The 15,987-nt window shown below is 42.4% G+C and carries 9 protein-coding genes; all 9 read left to right on the top strand.

Going from position 1 to position 15,987, the window contains the following annotated elements; genetic code table 11:
- Window positions 1-286 precede the first annotated feature (286 nt).
- The 9 genes from NXR94_RS01295 to NXR94_RS01255 all read left to right on the top strand — a co-directional run bounded on the left by NXR94_RS01295 (window position 287) and on the right by NXR94_RS01255 (window position 15,897).
- Window positions 287-3,343 (top strand): TonB-dependent receptor, encoded by a 3,057-nt coding sequence (locus tag NXR94_RS01295; RefSeq protein ID WP_258102750.1) that lies wholly within the window; start codon window positions 287-289, stop codon window positions 3,341-3,343.
- Window positions 3,344-3,363: 20 nt separating this feature from the next.
- Window positions 3,364-4,923 carry a RagB/SusD family nutrient uptake outer membrane protein gene (locus NXR94_RS01290; protein ID WP_258102749.1) on the top strand — a complete coding sequence of 520 codons (1,560 nt, stop codon included), beginning with the start codon at window positions 3,364-3,366 and terminating at the stop codon, window positions 4,921-4,923.
- Window positions 4,924-4,951: 28 nt separating this feature from the next.
- Complete coding sequence (locus NXR94_RS01285; protein ID WP_258102748.1) at window positions 4,952-6,562, top strand: SusF/SusE family outer membrane protein; 1,611 nt, start codon at window positions 4,952-4,954, stop codon at window positions 6,560-6,562.
- Window positions 6,563-6,645: 83 nt separating this feature from the next.
- A complete protein-coding gene (locus NXR94_RS01280) occupies window positions 6,646-10,257 on the top strand; it encodes an alpha-amylase family glycosyl hydrolase (RefSeq protein WP_258102747.1) in 3,612 nt (1,203 codons plus the stop codon).
- A gap of 20 nt (window positions 10,258-10,277) precedes the next feature.
- Window positions 10,278-12,119, top strand: a complete 1,842-nt coding sequence (locus NXR94_RS01275) for a glycoside hydrolase family 13 protein (protein WP_258102746.1) — start codon at window positions 10,278-10,280, stop codon at window positions 12,117-12,119.
- Between the two features lie 8 nt (window positions 12,120-12,127).
- Window positions 12,128-14,125: a glycoside hydrolase family 97 protein gene (locus NXR94_RS01270; RefSeq protein WP_258102745.1), complete on the top strand. Its 1,998-nt coding sequence runs from the start codon at window positions 12,128-12,130 to the stop codon at window positions 14,123-14,125.
- 137 nt (window positions 14,126-14,262) lie between these two features.
- Window positions 14,263-14,724 carry a heme-binding domain-containing protein gene (locus tag NXR94_RS01265; RefSeq protein ID WP_258102744.1) on the top strand — a complete coding sequence of 154 codons (462 nt, stop codon included), beginning with the start codon at window positions 14,263-14,265 and terminating at the stop codon, window positions 14,722-14,724.
- A 70-nt stretch (window positions 14,725-14,794) separates the two neighbouring features.
- Entirely contained in the window at window positions 14,795-15,220 is a 426-nt protein-coding gene (locus tag NXR94_RS01260; protein ID WP_258102743.1) for a MarR family winged helix-turn-helix transcriptional regulator, read from the top strand.
- Between the two features lie 32 nt (window positions 15,221-15,252).
- Complete coding sequence (locus tag NXR94_RS01255) at window positions 15,253-15,897, top strand: NADPH-dependent F420 reductase (protein WP_258102742.1); 645 nt, start codon at window positions 15,253-15,255, stop codon at window positions 15,895-15,897.
- Window positions 15,898-15,987: the final 90 nt, after the last annotated feature.

Genomic DNA, 15,987 nt, shown 5'->3' with positions numbered 1-15,987 from the left:
CGGCCATTGTTAACTAAATGTCGAGTCAATCTTATCGATAAGAGGCATTGCCAAATCCATATTTGTTGGATGTGATTTGAGGTCATTATTAATAAATGATCAAAATAATCCGGAATCACTGAATTATTAACAACTAACCAAATCGTGATGATGCCCTTGAACCAATTATTGAAAAAACAGAAACCCGGCATTCAGTCTAATGCCATCGCATCGAGATGTATGACGAAGTCTACTACAAGTCATATGGTGACAACAATTCTGTAATGAAATTAAAGAAGAGAATTCTATGAAGACACACTACAAAACCTTAATGCTTTCGCATTTTGTGAAGCACAAAGTCAAATCGATTTTGACGCTATTTATGGTGCTCTTGACCGTGGCGGCAAGTGCACAGTCCAGAACGATCACTGGAAAAGTAACTGATGGTGAATCAGGAGAATCTTTACCTGGTGTTACGGTTCTTATTAAAGGAACTACAACGGGTGCAATTACCGATTTCGACGGTAACTATCAATTAGAAGCAGATGAAGACGCAGTTATCAGCTTTTCTTTTGTGGGTTACGAAGATCAGGAAATACCAGTAGGATCGCAAAGCGTGATCAATCCTGTAATGAGAATATCCATTTCGGAATTAGAGGAAATCGTTGTTGTGGGGTACGGTGAGCAGGATAAGGCTGACGTGACTGGTGTAATCGTGGCAGTTGATGCGAAGGATTTCAACAAAGGGGCCATTGTATCTCCGGAGGCACTCCTTTCCGGAAAAGTAGCCGGAGTACAGATTAAGCAAGGAACTGGTGAGCCCGGTGGCGGTATGTCCATCACAATTCGAGGAGGGTCAACTTTCGGAGCTCTAGGAGGAAATAATGCGCCATTATTTGTGGTAGATGGAGTTTTGGTACAGAATGCGAATCATAGTCCAGGAGGCTTTTCGGGAGGTCGAAACCCTCTTAATTTCCTTAACCCAAATGATATTGAAAACATCACTGTATTAAAGGATGCTTCAGCCGCTGCTATTTATGGGTCCAGAGGATCCAATGGTGTGGTGATTATCACAACTAAAAGTGGTTCAGCTCTCCAAAAACCGAAACTGGTTTATGATGGGTATTTCTCCATGGCTGAAATGGCTGGAGAGTATGATATGTTAACCGGAGATGAGTTGAGGAATCTCGTTCAAGCCAATGACCCATCATTGTTGGAAAGAATGGGTAATGCAAATACCAATTGGATGGATGAGGTTTTGCGTCCTGCTATGGGTCAAAATCACTATTTGAGCTTTACCTCTGGTATAGATAATGGCGGTGTAAGACTTTCATTAGGTTATCAGAACATTGAGGGAATTATTAAGAATTCAAATACAGAGCGTATTTCAGTTTCTTTCAAGTATGATCAAAGCTTTTACGATGATCAGATTAAGGTGAGTGCCAATGTTAATTCGGCGTTGACCAAAGATCGTTTTAATGATGGTATCATTGGGGGGGCTCAAACCTATGACCCAACACAACCAGTATATGATACCACGAATACTGAACTAGGCGGATTCTTCGAGTATCCTGTTATGGGTCAGGGGCCAAGTAACCCTGTTTCAAGTCTGTTACAATCGCAGGACTTTGGCGAGTATATGAGGAACTTAGGAAACTTTAAAATTGAGTATAAGCCTAAATTCCTTCCTGGGCTTAGTGCTTCGGCGAATTTAGGTGTAGATGCTTACAATGGAGATCGTAAGCGATACTTGCCTACTACCTTACGTTCTCAGGCAAGACAAGATACTCTGGCTGGTGAATTGAGGTTTGAAAACATGAGTAGGTTCAATCCGACATTCACAGGAATTCTGGGCTACGAAAAGGAGATTGAGTCGATCAAAAGTAAAATCAACGTACAGGTAGGTCATGAGGTACAGGACTTTAATTCAGATTATTATGGCTACCGTGCATATGGATTAACTACAGATGAATTTGACTTTTACAGTGCTCCTTATGCCAAGGAAGTAGAGCCAATTTCATCCAACCAGGAGAATAGACTTGTCTCTTACTTTGGAAGAATCAATTATTCTTTTGATGACAAGTACCTTTTGACTTTAAACCTACGAAGAGACGGTTCTTCGAAGTTTGGACCTGAAAATCAATTTGGATGGTTCCCATCAATGGCCCTTGGATGGAGATTGCTAGATGAGAATTTTATGGATTTCGCTACGGGTATCTTCTCCGACCTTAAAGTAAGGGTAGGTTATGGTGTGACTGGAAACCAGGAGATCGCAAATTATCAATATTTGGCTAGCTACAGTTTGAGTGCGCAAACTGCTATGGTTCAAATGGGTGATACCTATTACAATACATTGAGACCTAATGGTTATAACAGTTTCATTAAGTGGGAGGAGACCACGTCTACCAATATTGGGGTTGATTTTGGGGTATTACAAGGTAGGATTTCGGGATCTGTGGAGGTCTATCGTAAATCAACCAGCGATTTGTTAGCCTCTGTTTCGGTACCAGCATTGTCAAACCTGACTAACCGTTTGTTATCCAATTCTGCTTCTCTACAGAATCAGGGTATTGAGCTACAAGTGAATACAGTTGTTCTCGATAATAGAGATTGGAGCTGGAATGTGTCATTTAACGCTTCATACAATGAAAATAAGGTAACTGGCTACAGCAAAACAGAGCCTGACGATTTTGAAGGATATCCTGTTGGAGGCATTATGGGAGGTGTTGGGAATACCATCCAAATGTTGAGACTGGGTGAGGCAACCAGAAGCTTCTATGTTTATGAAACGATCAAAGGAGAAGATGGTAACCCTGTATATGGTGCAGATGAGTTTGGCAATCCAAGAGACCCAATGGAACTGTATGTGGATCAAAATGGAGACGGTCAAATATCAAGTGAAGATTTGATCATTTACAAAAAGCCAGATCCATCTGTCATTTTCGGTCTGACGTCATTCACAAGTTATAAGAATTTCGATCTGAATTTTACCTTAAGAGCGAATCTTGGCCAGCATATTTATAACAACATGGCTTCTGCCTATGGGTACATGGACAATGTGAGAGGTGTGGGTCCAAATGTGGTGAACCTTCATAAATCCGTGCTTCAAACTGGCTATGTAACTGAGCAGTATTATTCGGATGCCTACATCGAAGATGCTTCATTCCTTAGGGTTGACAATGTGACCTTAGGATATAACATCAACACCTTGCCAAATATGAAGGTTAGGTTCTATGGCACCTTGCAAAACCCGTTATTATTTACAAAATACACTGGTTTGGATCCGGAAGTATTTGGAGGGATAGATCGTAACCCATATCCAAAATCAAGGACAGCAGTTCTCGGGCTTAACGTGACTTTCTAAACCAAAAGATATTAGAAGAAATGAAGAATTTATTATTAATGATCATAATGGGTACAGCGGTCGTGATGACTTCTTGTACCGATGTTGAGGTGCTTCCTAGAACCACGTCAACAGAAAATAATATATTGGAGAATGAACTGGCATATAAGCAATTCCTAGCGAAGCTCTATGCCGGATATTCCACCTCGGGACAAAGTGGTCCTGCAGGTTCTGGTGACATCGGCGGTATAGATGAGGGGTTCTCTCAGTATTTGAGACAATACTGGCAACTACAGGAATTACCAACGGAAGAAGCGGTAATCAGTTGGTCCGATGGTACCTTATTTACCCTGAATTTACAGACTTGGGATGATCAAAATGAATTTGTAGCCGGACTGTACTACAGGATTTTCTATCAGGTTGGATTAGCCAATGAATTTCTGAGGGCTGCTTCAGACAGCAAGTTGGATGAGAGGGGTTTCACTGATGAACAGAAGGCTGAAGTGGCCACTTATAGAACTGAGGCGCGTTTTATTAGGGCTTTTAGTCTATGGCATGCCTTGGATATGTTTGGTAACGTTCCATTTGCAACAGAGGCGGATCCCGTTGGAACCATTCCTGGACAAGTAGATAGACAGTTTTTATTTGATTTTATCGAACAGGAGTTGAATGAAATAGAAAGTGAATTGCCTGATGCTGGTACCAATGAGTACGGAAGAGCGGATAAGGCTGCCTTGTGGACGCTTCAAGCCAAATTGTACCTTAACGCAGAAGTATATACTGGTGAAGCTCATTGGACAGAATGCATCACGGCTTGTAAGAAAGTCATTGAGTCTGGTGCCTTCGAAATTGAAAGTAACTACCAGTTGAATTTCATGGCCGATAATCACACTTCCAAGGAAATTATTTTTGCGGCTACCTTCGATGGTTTGTATACCAGAACATGGGGAGGAACGACCTACTTGGTTAACGCATCTATTGGTGGATCAATGACACCAACGGACTATGGGGTTACCGGCGGCTGGTGGGGTCTTAGAGCCACATCAGGTCTTGTAGATCTTTTTCCTGTAGGTGACAATAGAGCCTTGTTTTGGACTGACGGTCAGACTAAGGAAATTTCTGAGATTTCTGAGTTTACTAACGGTTATGCAGTCCCGAAATACGTGAACATAACATCTACTGGTGAAAACGGTTCTCATCAGACTCATCCAGATACAGATTTTCCATTCTTCCGCTTAGCTGATGTATACCTTATGTATGCCGAAGCAGTAGTCAGAGGAGGAACAGGAGGTGATGTTGCGACTGCTACAGGCTATGTAAATGAGCTTCGTGAAAGAGCATACGGAGATGCAAGCGGAAACATTTTGAGCGGTGAATTGACTGCCGATTTCATTTTGGACGAAAGAGGTCGGGAGCTGTACTGGGAAGGACATAGAAGAACCGATTTGATTCGATTTAAACAATTCACAGAAAATGGTATTTGGCCGTGGAAAGGTGGCGTTGCCGCAGGTGAAGAGACCTCGACGCATTTCAACCTTTATCCAATTCCTTCTACGGATCTACTGACCAATACGAAGTTGACTCAAAATGAAGGTTACTAAACCAACCCTATAACAAAACATATTAGAAATGAAAAAAATCAAAATATTTTCAATAATGTTGGCAATGGGGGCTGCGCTGTTCTCCTGCCAGCAGGACGAGCTCTCTCGTGGAGACATTAGTAAGTTGACGGATCTGGCCCCGGGTATTGAATTCAGTCCTGGCGAGGGTGCCACCGTGGCCAAGGCTAAAATGAAAGTGGAAGCTTTCTTTTATGATGCGGCTGCTTCTCCATTGGCCAAGGCAGAGATTTATCTTTTGGATGCAGATTCCGCAGTTGTGTTTTCGCAGACGAAAGACTTAACAGGAACTCTTGATTCTATGATCCTTGAGGGAAACGAAATCAATGTTACGAGTCTGACAGCAGGCGACTATACTTTTAAAGTGGTTGCTATCGATACTAAGGATCAGATTAATACAAAGACTATTTCCTTTATTCTGGCCGATCAGGAATTCCCATCTAACAATAGTGAAATGTACCTTGCTGGTGGTTTCAACGGATGGGGAGCAGATGCCCTTACGCTTGTCGATGACTACACCTGGGAAATTCAAAACGTAACCTTAGACGGTGGTTCTTGGAAGTTGAAAAACACCACAGATTGGAGTGACCAGGATTGGGGTGACGCTGATTGTGATGGAGTAGCAGAAAATGCAACCGGAGGAGGTCCAAATACAGACTGTGGTTTCTCTGGATTAGTGACAATTCGTTTCAACGATGCAACTTTACAATATGAAGTTATTCAGGCAGTTGTTTTAGAAGCCAACGTTACAGATTTGTATCTTTTAGGATCTTTCAATGGCTTTGAAGGAAGTGATTACCGATTCAATCAAACCGACAATAATCTTTGGGAGCTTGATGAAATTAGATTGAAGGGGGGAGATAGCTTTAAGTTCTCTGAAAGTCCGTATTTTATGGGTAACAACTATGGGGACAATGAGCCTGACAGCATTGCTGACGCATTTGGTTCTAACATTGTTCTACCTAATTCCGTTGAGGATGCCTACTACTCTGTAACATTCAATGACGAAACGCTTGAGTACTCAATTACATTTGTTAGATATCCATACCCAGACAATCTTTATCTAGTAGGTGGTGGAACAGTAGCTGGTTGGGATCCTGGCTCATCTATTCCTTTCATTAAAAAGGGTCTAGGCCAGTTTGAGATCTATTCTTATCTAACAGCGGGTGACGGATTCAAATTTCTGGAGATTCAGGATTGGGCTGGTGACTGGGGTGCTGATGGCTCCACTGGTAATCTGTTACAAGAGGGTGAGAGCAATGTAGATGTAGCTGGAGACGGATTTTATAGAATCAATGTAGATTTTGTTAGTGGAACATACACAGTTACAGCTTCAAACTGGGGTGTTATTGGGGATGCTACGCCAGGTGGCTGGGGTGCTGATACCGATATGGCACTTACTTCTACCACTAAAGGAAACTATACCTGGACCATTGATATTACCTTAGGTAACGGGTTTATCAAATTCCGTGAGAACGATGGCTGGGATGTTAACTATGGAGACTCTGGAGCAGACGGATCTCTTGATGCAGGAGGTTCAGACATTGCGGTTTCCGCCGGAACCTACACGGTAACTATGACTTTGGACCCGGTTAATGGTTATACCTATACCATTAACTGATAGGTTAAGTAGTAGTAGTAATTTTAATATAATGATGAAAAGCGGGACCTGAGTCCCGCTTTTCATCAAAATACTTCTCAAAAATGATTCGATTAGCAAATAGAATTTTATCATTATTATTCATACTGGTTTTTCAGTATGCCTATTCTCAAGAGGGCATTGTATCCATTAGCCCATCACAGGCTAGCCCTACGGATGAAATCACCATTACCTTTGATGCCTCGAAAGGAACTGCGGGACTTGTGGGAGCATCCAGCGTTTATATGCACTCCGGTGTCGTTAGTTCAGGACCCGATGGTACTGATTGGACCCTGGTGGTTGGCGATTGGGGTCAGGATAATGGTGTTGGTAAAATGTCGGCTGTTGCGGGTCAGACAGATAAATGGGAGATTACACTTACGCCTAAGAACTACTATTCCATTCCTGATGGCACCAATGCTTTTAGGCTATCCATGGTCTTTAGAAATGCGGATGGATCTGCTGAGGGTAAGGGAACACAGGGAACCTATAGTTTTGGTGAGATAAGTGCCGGAGGTGATATTTACGTTGACCTGGATATAGGCGCTTATATTGATATCCTTAAACCCTCATCAAGTACTGCTTTCGTAGAGACTGGAAGTTCTCTGCCAATAGAGGCGAAAGCTTCAGCTTCTGTGAGTAGTATGAAAGTTTTTGTTAATGACGTTGAGAAAGCCTCTGTATCCTCAGGAACGACTATTAGTTATAATCATCCAATTGTATCTTCAGGGTCAGTAGAGGTAAGAGTTGATGCCACAATCAATGGACTGGCGGTCTCATCGGCTCGTACGGTAGATGTGACTTTGCGTGCGTCAAATTCTGTAGCCGCATTACCAGCAGGAATCACTCAAGGAATTAATTATGGTGCAGATGACACCAAAGTAACCCTGGCATTAGAAGCACCAGGAAAAGAATTTGTTTATGCGGTAGGAGATTTCAATAACTGGGAGCTTTCTGATGCATACCTCATGAATGTTACTCCTGATGGAGAGCTTTTTTGGATTGAATTAACCGGATTGACACCGGGACAGCAGTACGTGTTTCAGTATTGGGTTGATGGAGTAGTTAAAGTCGGTGATCCATACGCTGAGTTGGTGGCTGATCCATGGAATGACCAATATATATCTGCTGAAGTATTTCCTAATATTCCTACCTATGATAAAACTGGCTATGGAGTGGCCAGTGTTTTCGAAACTGCTCAAACAGCTTATACCTGGGCAGCTAGCGAGGATAGCTGGGTGGCTCCAAGAAAAGATGAGCTGGTTGTCTATGAGCTATTAATAAGAGATTTTTTAGGATCAAGAAGTTATAATGACCTGATTGATACCATTGGGTATCTGAAAAACCTAGGTGTCAATGCGATCGAATTGATGCCTATAATGGAGTTTGAAGCTAATTCTAGCTGGGGATATAATCCATCCTATTACTTCGCCCCCGACAAATATTATGGGACGAAAGATGATTTAAAGAAATTTATTGAAACAGCCCATCAAAACGGAATGGCTGTGATCTTGGATATGGTATTGAATCATGCTTATCCTCAAAATTCCATGGTCAAAATGTATTGGGATGAGTCCAACAATACCGTCAGTGCGTCTAGCCCCTGGTTTAATCCAGTGGCGAAACACCCATTCAATGTTGGAATTGATTTTAACCATGAAAGTCAATACACGAAAAATTTTGTAGACAGCGTTAATCACTATTGGCTGGAAGAATATCATTTTGATGGTTACCGTTTTGATTTATCAAAGGGATTTACCCAAACGGATTATGGTAATGATGTTGGAGCATGGGGTCAATATGATCAGGGTCGGATAGACTTGTTAAAAAGAATGGCTACCGAAATATGGAGCCGCACTCCGGAAGCCTATGTGATTTTAGAACATTTTGCTGAAGGAAGTGAGGAAACGGTGTTGGCAGGCCATGGAATGTTACTTTGGAGAGGTAAAGGCCATGATTACGGAAATGCTTTGAAGGGAACTGGTGGAAACCTGTCCGGATCTAATGCAAAAACGCATGTGACCTATATGGAAAGTCACGATGAGGAGCGTATGGCCTATTATATGGAGACAGAAGGTCAATCTCTTGGTAACTATGATATTAGAAATGAACTCGCTGCATTGGAGAGATATAAAATGGGCGCCGCATTTCTATTGTTGCAAGCTGGTCCTAAAATGATCTGGCAATTCGGTGAGTTAGGTTATAATTTGAGTATCAATTATATCAATAGACTGGCAGAAAAGCCACTCCCTTGGGGTGACGGAAATCTTGGTCTTTATGAAGATGAAGCAAGACAGTACCTGTATCGCACCTTTGCGGCAATTTTGAAATTGAGGAATGATTATCCTGTCGTTATTCGAACCGCAATAATGACCAGTGATCTTGGTGGAAACTTAAAGAAGTTCACACTTGCTCACCCAACTATGGACGTATGTGTAATAGGAAACTTTGGTTTAGAGTCAGGAAACATTGATCCGGCCTTTACGAAGACTGGGGCGTGGTTCGATTATTTTTCAGGTGAGCAGGTTGATGTAGCCGATGTAAATGCAACCATCACTCTTAAACCAGGAGAATTTCATGTGTATACTTCGATCAAGGTTTCTGACGGATTTCCTGATTATGTCAAAGTATACGAAAACCCTGTCACCGTTAACCCAACGGCATTCTTTGCGGGCGATGAAATTACGATCACATTTGATGCCACCAAAGCGTCAGACCTGGGAACAGCAGGATTGGTTGGAGCAGAAAAAGTATACATGCATGCAGGCGCGGTGACTGATGGGTACGATTCAGAGAACCTGGTAAATATTGTCGGAAACTTGGCTGATGACAGTGTAGGAATCATGACTAAGGTGGATGGCCAGGTTGATAAATGGCAAATCACACTTACTCCGAGGGATTACTTCTCGGTGGCTGATGGCACCGATATGTTTAGGATCGGGATGTATTTCAGAGATGCGAGTAACACGAATTTGGGTTATGGATTTAGGGATGAAATGATTTTTCTGGATATTCAACCCGAGGGTGAGCTGATTACAATCACGCCATCTGAGTTTTCTGTCGATAATAAGATAACCATTACTTTCAATGCAGGATTGGGCAACAGAGGCTTGGTGGATGCAACAAAAATTTATATGCATTCCGGGGTGGTATTGACTCCTACGGGTAATGAATGGTCTAATGTAGTTGGTACTTGGGGTGCTGATGATGGAGTAGGTGAAATGACTAATATAGAAGGCACTAATCTGTGGGAAATTACCTTCACGCCGGCGGATTATTATAGCATTGCTAATGATGCGTATTGGATGTCAATTGTGTTTAGGGATGAAACTGGCAATGCAAAAGGATCAGGACCTGAAGGAGACATCACCGGGGGCTACATTGTGAGTGGAGGAGATATTTTTATGGAGATTCCTCTGAGAAAGGCCGTACCGCTAAGTCTGGATGACAATTCAAACTTGTCAATATACCCTAATCCGGCTTCTGATTGGGTGGTGATACCGCAAGCTGAAATATCTGAAGGCGTGAGTATTTATGACCAATCCGGCAGGGCTGTTTTACATGCTTTGGTGGGTCCCGATAAAAAGATTGATATAAGCTCCCTGAACCGTGGACTGTATATCCTAAGATTGGATGGTTCCAGTGTCAAACCATGCGTTCTCATCATTGGAAATTGAACCATTTATAGACAATCAAGATGAAAAAGATTTTTTTGGTCCTTTTAACAGCTATAACATCCCTGGGCAGTTTTGCCCAGGAAATTTCTACTTATTCCGTGGAGCCACCCTTTTGGTGGGCGGGAATGGCAAATGAAAATCTCCAATTAATGATCAAAGGGGAAAATATCGGCCTTTCTACCATAGAGGTGAAAGGAAAGGGTGTGAAGTTGGTAAAACAAACATCAGGTGACAGCCCCAATTATACTTTCATTGATCTGGTCCTTGAAGATGAAATCAAACCTCAAACAATAGATATAATTACTATCAATCAGCAAGGCAATAAGGAGAAAATTGCCTATGAATTGACGGCAAGAACCTCCCGAAAAATCAAAACGGTAGATAATGGAGACGCTGTTTATTTGATTACACCAGATCGATTTGCTAATGGTGATCCCGGTAATGATGATGTGGAAGGAATGCGTGAGGTAAGTCATCGGTCATTCAGAGGAGGACGTCATGGAGGAGACCTTAATGGTATTATCTCCAATTTAGATTATCTGGAAGAACTGGGTGTGACGGCATTGTGGATAAGTCCAATGTTAGAAAATGATATGCCTGAATATTCATACCATGGATATGCGATCACCGACTTTTATCTCACAGATCCCAGGTTTGGCTCCAATGAGCAGTACAAGTCACTTTCAGATAAGCTACATAGTAGGGATATGAAACTGGTTATGGACATGGTTTTCAATCACTGCGGTTTAAGTCATTCATGGATGGAAGACAAGCCATTTAAGGACTGGGTTCATGACTATGAGAGTAGCGGCGTTACCAATTATGCCATATCCGCCTACTCTGATCCGTATGCTGCAGCTTCTGATATTGAGAAAATGGAAAAAGGCTGGTTTGTTCCGTCTATGCCGGACCTCAATCATGATAATCCTTTCATGGCTACTTACCTGATTCAAAACAGTATTTGGTGGATTGAGTACGCCGGACTTGATGGCATCAGAATGGATACTCATCCCTACAACAAGCCGGAAGTAATGCAGCAATGGGCTGATCGCGTTTTGGAGGAGTACCCGGGGTTTTATTTGCTGGGAGAAACATGGGTGAATGATGTGTCATTGGAAGCCTATTGGTCAAAGCGCAGCAGTGAAAGTTCAGAGTTCAACTCAGGTCTTACCAGTATCACAGATTTCCCTGTATGCTTCTCGATTCATAAGGCTTTCGGTAAAGAGGGAGATGTTCGTCGGCTCTATGATGTGCTCAGCCAGGATTTTGTGTACGATGAGCCTTTCTCCAATACCATTTTTGCCGGCAATCATGATATGGACAGGCTCTATCATAATCTGGATCAAAGGTTAGACAAGTATAAACTGGCACTCACCTTCCTGCTAACAACCAGAGGGATACCACAGTTATATTATGGGGATGAGATTTTGATGGCCGGACATGGTCCTCACGGGATTATCAGAGAGGATTTTCCGGGAGGATGGGAAGGAGATAGCTTAAATGCTTTCAATGTGAGCGAATTATCAGGGGCACAAAAGGAGGCTTTCGAACATACACAGAAGCTCCTGAGGTTTAGAAAGAAAAGTGAAGCACTTCGAAATGGTGCGCTTAAGCATTTGATCCCAACGAATAATGTATACATCTACATGCGAAAAACAGATGAAGAATCGGTTTTGGTCATGATGAACAACAGCGAATCCGAAGCCACCATTCTGCCTGAATCAATTGAAGAGTTGATAGGTAGCGCTGGAAAAGGCACCGATATCATCAACGGAAACACAACAGATTTAAATAGAGAAATAATCATTAGTCCCAATAGTAGCGTGGTGCTACTGTTGGATCAAATCAATACCAGACAATAAACAGAGAAATGAAAAACTTAATATTAGCCGTTGCAATTTCAATCATTGCGCTTTCATGTAACCAAAAACTTAAGTCCGAGGATTTTATTGGGGCTTCACCCAATGGGACAGTTACTTTTAATTTCAGCCTTGATCAAAACGGAAGGCCCTATTACACTTCTTCATTCACTGGTTCAGCAGTGATTGATACCTCTTATTTAGGGTTTGAACTTGGTGATGGAATTTCCCTTAATGATGGCCTAAGCGTGTTATCATCTAGCAAATCTTCGTTTGATGAAACGTGGGAGCAACCCTGGGGCGAGCAGCGATTAATTCGCAATAATTATAACGAGACTCGAGTCGAACTGGCTAATGAACAAGGTGTTAAAGTGGCAGTCATTTTCAGAGCATTTGATAATGCCCTGGCATTTCGCTATGAGTTCCCTGAGCAGGAAGGGCTTAAGGATTTTAAGGTAGTGGATGAACTTACAGAATTCAATATGGCCAATGATCAGGATGCCTGGTGGATTCCCGCTTTTGGCGGCAATCGCTATGAGTATGAATATGCTAAAAATAAGATTAGCGAGCTGAATAAAATCCACACTCCTGTAACTATGGAGGGTAATACGTATGTGGCTATACACGAGGCTGATCTAACAAATTACTCAAGTATGGTATTGACTGGGAATGGAACCACCAAGCTCAAATGTGACCTTGTTCCTTACAGCACCACTGACCCTACAAAGGCTTACTTATCTGCACCATTTTCCACGCCGTGGAGAATGATATTAATGGGAAAATCAGCTGGTGATTTAATGACCAATTATACAGTGCTAAACCTTAACGAGCCTAATAAGTTGGGTGATGTATCGTGGGTTGAGCCAGGTAAGTATGTTGGTGTTTGGTGGGAGATGTTTGTAAACATTGGAACCTGGCATCAGGGGCCAAAGCATGCGGCGAATACTGACAATGTGAAGAAATACATTGATTTCGCTTCTGCGAATGGATTCAAAGGCGTGCTGGTTGAAGGATGGAACTATGGCTGGGATGGCAACTGGATGGGCGGTGGCACCAAATTTAATTTTACCAAGCCCTACCCGGATTATGATATCGATGAGCTAAGTAAGTATGCCGCTGACAAGGGTGTGTATATCATTGGTCATCATGAGACCGGTGCGGATATCGATAACTATGATGCACAATTGGACGACGCTTATAAATACCTGTCCGACTATGGATTGAAGACCGTTAAGACAGGATATGTTGAAAATGGGGACACATTACCAAATGGGCTTTATCATCATGGACAGGCCTTTGTTCAGCATTTTCAACGTGTTATTGAAACGGGAGCTAAACACAAGACGATGATCGTTGCTCATGAGCCGATTAAGGATACAGGAAAAAGAAGAACCTACCCGAACATGGTTTCGAGAGAAGGCGCCAGAGGTCAGGAATATAATGCGATGGGTGGAAACAGGGCTGACCATGTGACGATCTTGCCATTTACAAGATGTTTGGCAGCTCCCTTTGATTATACACCAGGTGTGTTTGATATCAAGGTGAAAACAAGACCTGGAGAGCAGGTTTGGAGTACCCTTACAAGAGAGTTGGCTTTGTATCTGGTGATCTACGCACCCATGGAAATGGCCAACGATTTACCAGAAAACTATGAAGGGCATCCGGCGCTACAGTTTATACGGGATGTACCTACCGACTGGGAAACAACAAAAGTGTTGAGTGGACAGATTGGAGATCACCTGGCGGTGGCGAGGCAAGAAAGAGGTACTGAAAACTGGTTTGTTGGAGCAATTACTGATGAGGAGGCTCGTACCACAACAATAAATTTTGATTTCCTTCCTGAAGGAACAACATACAAGGCGGTGATTTATAGAAATTCAGATGATGCCGATTACATAGACAACCCAACTGGCTATACAATAGAGGAGGTTACTGTTAACAGCACCTCTTCTATTGACTTTAATTTATGCAGAGCAGGCGGAGTGGCAATAAGCCTTTTTAAAGGATAAGTTTTTCGTATCATGATTGAGGGGTAAAGGCGGCCATATTGGTCGCCTTTTTTATTGAACATAAACGGAGTTTTTTATGGTAGTACTACAAGTTTTGTTCAGATTTGACGTCTAAATAACAGGACTAAACTAGAATCATGAAGAAGATAATTATCTACGTCTTAGTATTCGCTTTGGTGACATTAGTAGTTCTTCAGCTTTTCCCTGGAACCAAACCTGAGACGACGCTGGACAACCCTAATGATATTCACAAAGAAGTACTCATCGCACCCGAGGTGAGCAAAATACTGAGAAAGGCCTGTTATGATTGTCATTCTAATGAAACCGTCTATCCATGGTACGGAAATATTGCACCTGTTAGCTGGTTGGTCTATCATGATGTAGAAGAAGGACGTGAAGAGCTGAATTTCTCTGAATGGATCCCCTACTCTTTAAAAAAGAAGAATCATAAGCTCGAAGAGATAGCTGAGGAGGTAGAGGAAGGAAAGATGCCCCTACCTATATATGTCAGCATACACCCTGAAGCTGATCTTACCAGGGAGGAAAGGGAACTCCTGATCAATTGGGCGAAAAACCTGAAAGGCTCGGCAGAAGAATAAAAGTTTGAAAAAAGTTGAGGAATATAGAACCGATCTTAATAATTACCGTTAATTGCTTGTACATACAAATATGAAAGACGAAAAATCAATATTTTGTGAATGTTTATACTTTTCGGCCAACTCGCTTGCGCGTAATCTGACCAAATTGGCGGAGGAGGCGTTTGCACCAACCGGATTGGCTCCGTCTTATGCTTTTACACTCATGGTGGTTAACCGAAATCCGGGGGTAACTCCCTCAGAAATCGCCAGGGAAATGCATATGACACCTTCGACTATTACGCGGTTTCTGGATAAGCTGGAGAGCAAGGGGTACATCATAAGAGCGTCTGACGGTAAGAAGAGTTTAATTCAACCAACAGAAAAAAGTCTATCCAAAAATGAGGAGTTAAGCAGTGCTTGGACTCAGGTATTTGAGGGTTATAATAAGACATTGGGGGCGGAATTCTCGTACAGGCTGGCGACAGAGATTTATAATGCCAGCGAATCATTAAAATAAATTTTTTATAAACAATTAGTTGTACAAGCAATATGAAAAGAGTTGGAATATTAGGATCAGGTGGCGTTGGGAAAACGCTGGCTTCCGGATTTAAAAAACATGGATTTGAGGTTAAAATAGGAACCAGAGACGTTTCGAAATTGGAAGATTGGTCAGCACATGCTGGTGTTACAGTTGGGTCTTTTGAAGAGGTTGCTTCCTTTGGTGATATAGTAGTCCTTGCCGTAAAGGGTCATGCAGCTCAAGCAGTCCTTGAAATGGCAGGATCAGGAAACCTTTCTGGCAAAACGATCATTGACGCTACGAACCCGATTGATGACAAGGTAGCTCCAAATGGTGGTGTTTTGAGCTTTTTCACGAGAAAGGATAGCTCATTAATGGAGGAGCTGCAGCAGGCTTTTCCTGAGGCAAATTTTGTTAAGGCGTTTAACAGTGTCGGTGCGGCCTTGATGGTCGACCCAAAATTCAGTGAGGGTGTGCCGACCATGTTTATCGCAGGAGATGATGACGGTGCCAAGTCGGAAGTAAAGGAGATTTTGGAAAAATTTGGATGGGAATGGGAGGACATGGGTTCCGCGGTTGCTGCTCGTGCCATTGAGCCACTTTGTATTTTATGGTGTATTCCCGGATTTCTTGAAAATCGCTGGTCGCATGCATTTAAGTTGCTAAAGCAATAGTCGATTCAAGATCAAGCAAAATTTTTGTGGGGAGATTGTGTTCATCAGTGAACACCACTGGCAGAAATGTAGAATTGATTACATCTCTTT

This window comes from Marinoscillum sp. MHG1-6 (assembly GCF_024714475.1).
GTDB lineage: Bacteria > Bacteroidota > Bacteroidia > Cytophagales > Cyclobacteriaceae > JAMZMI01.
This window is presented reverse-complemented; position numbering and strand designations above follow the sequence as displayed.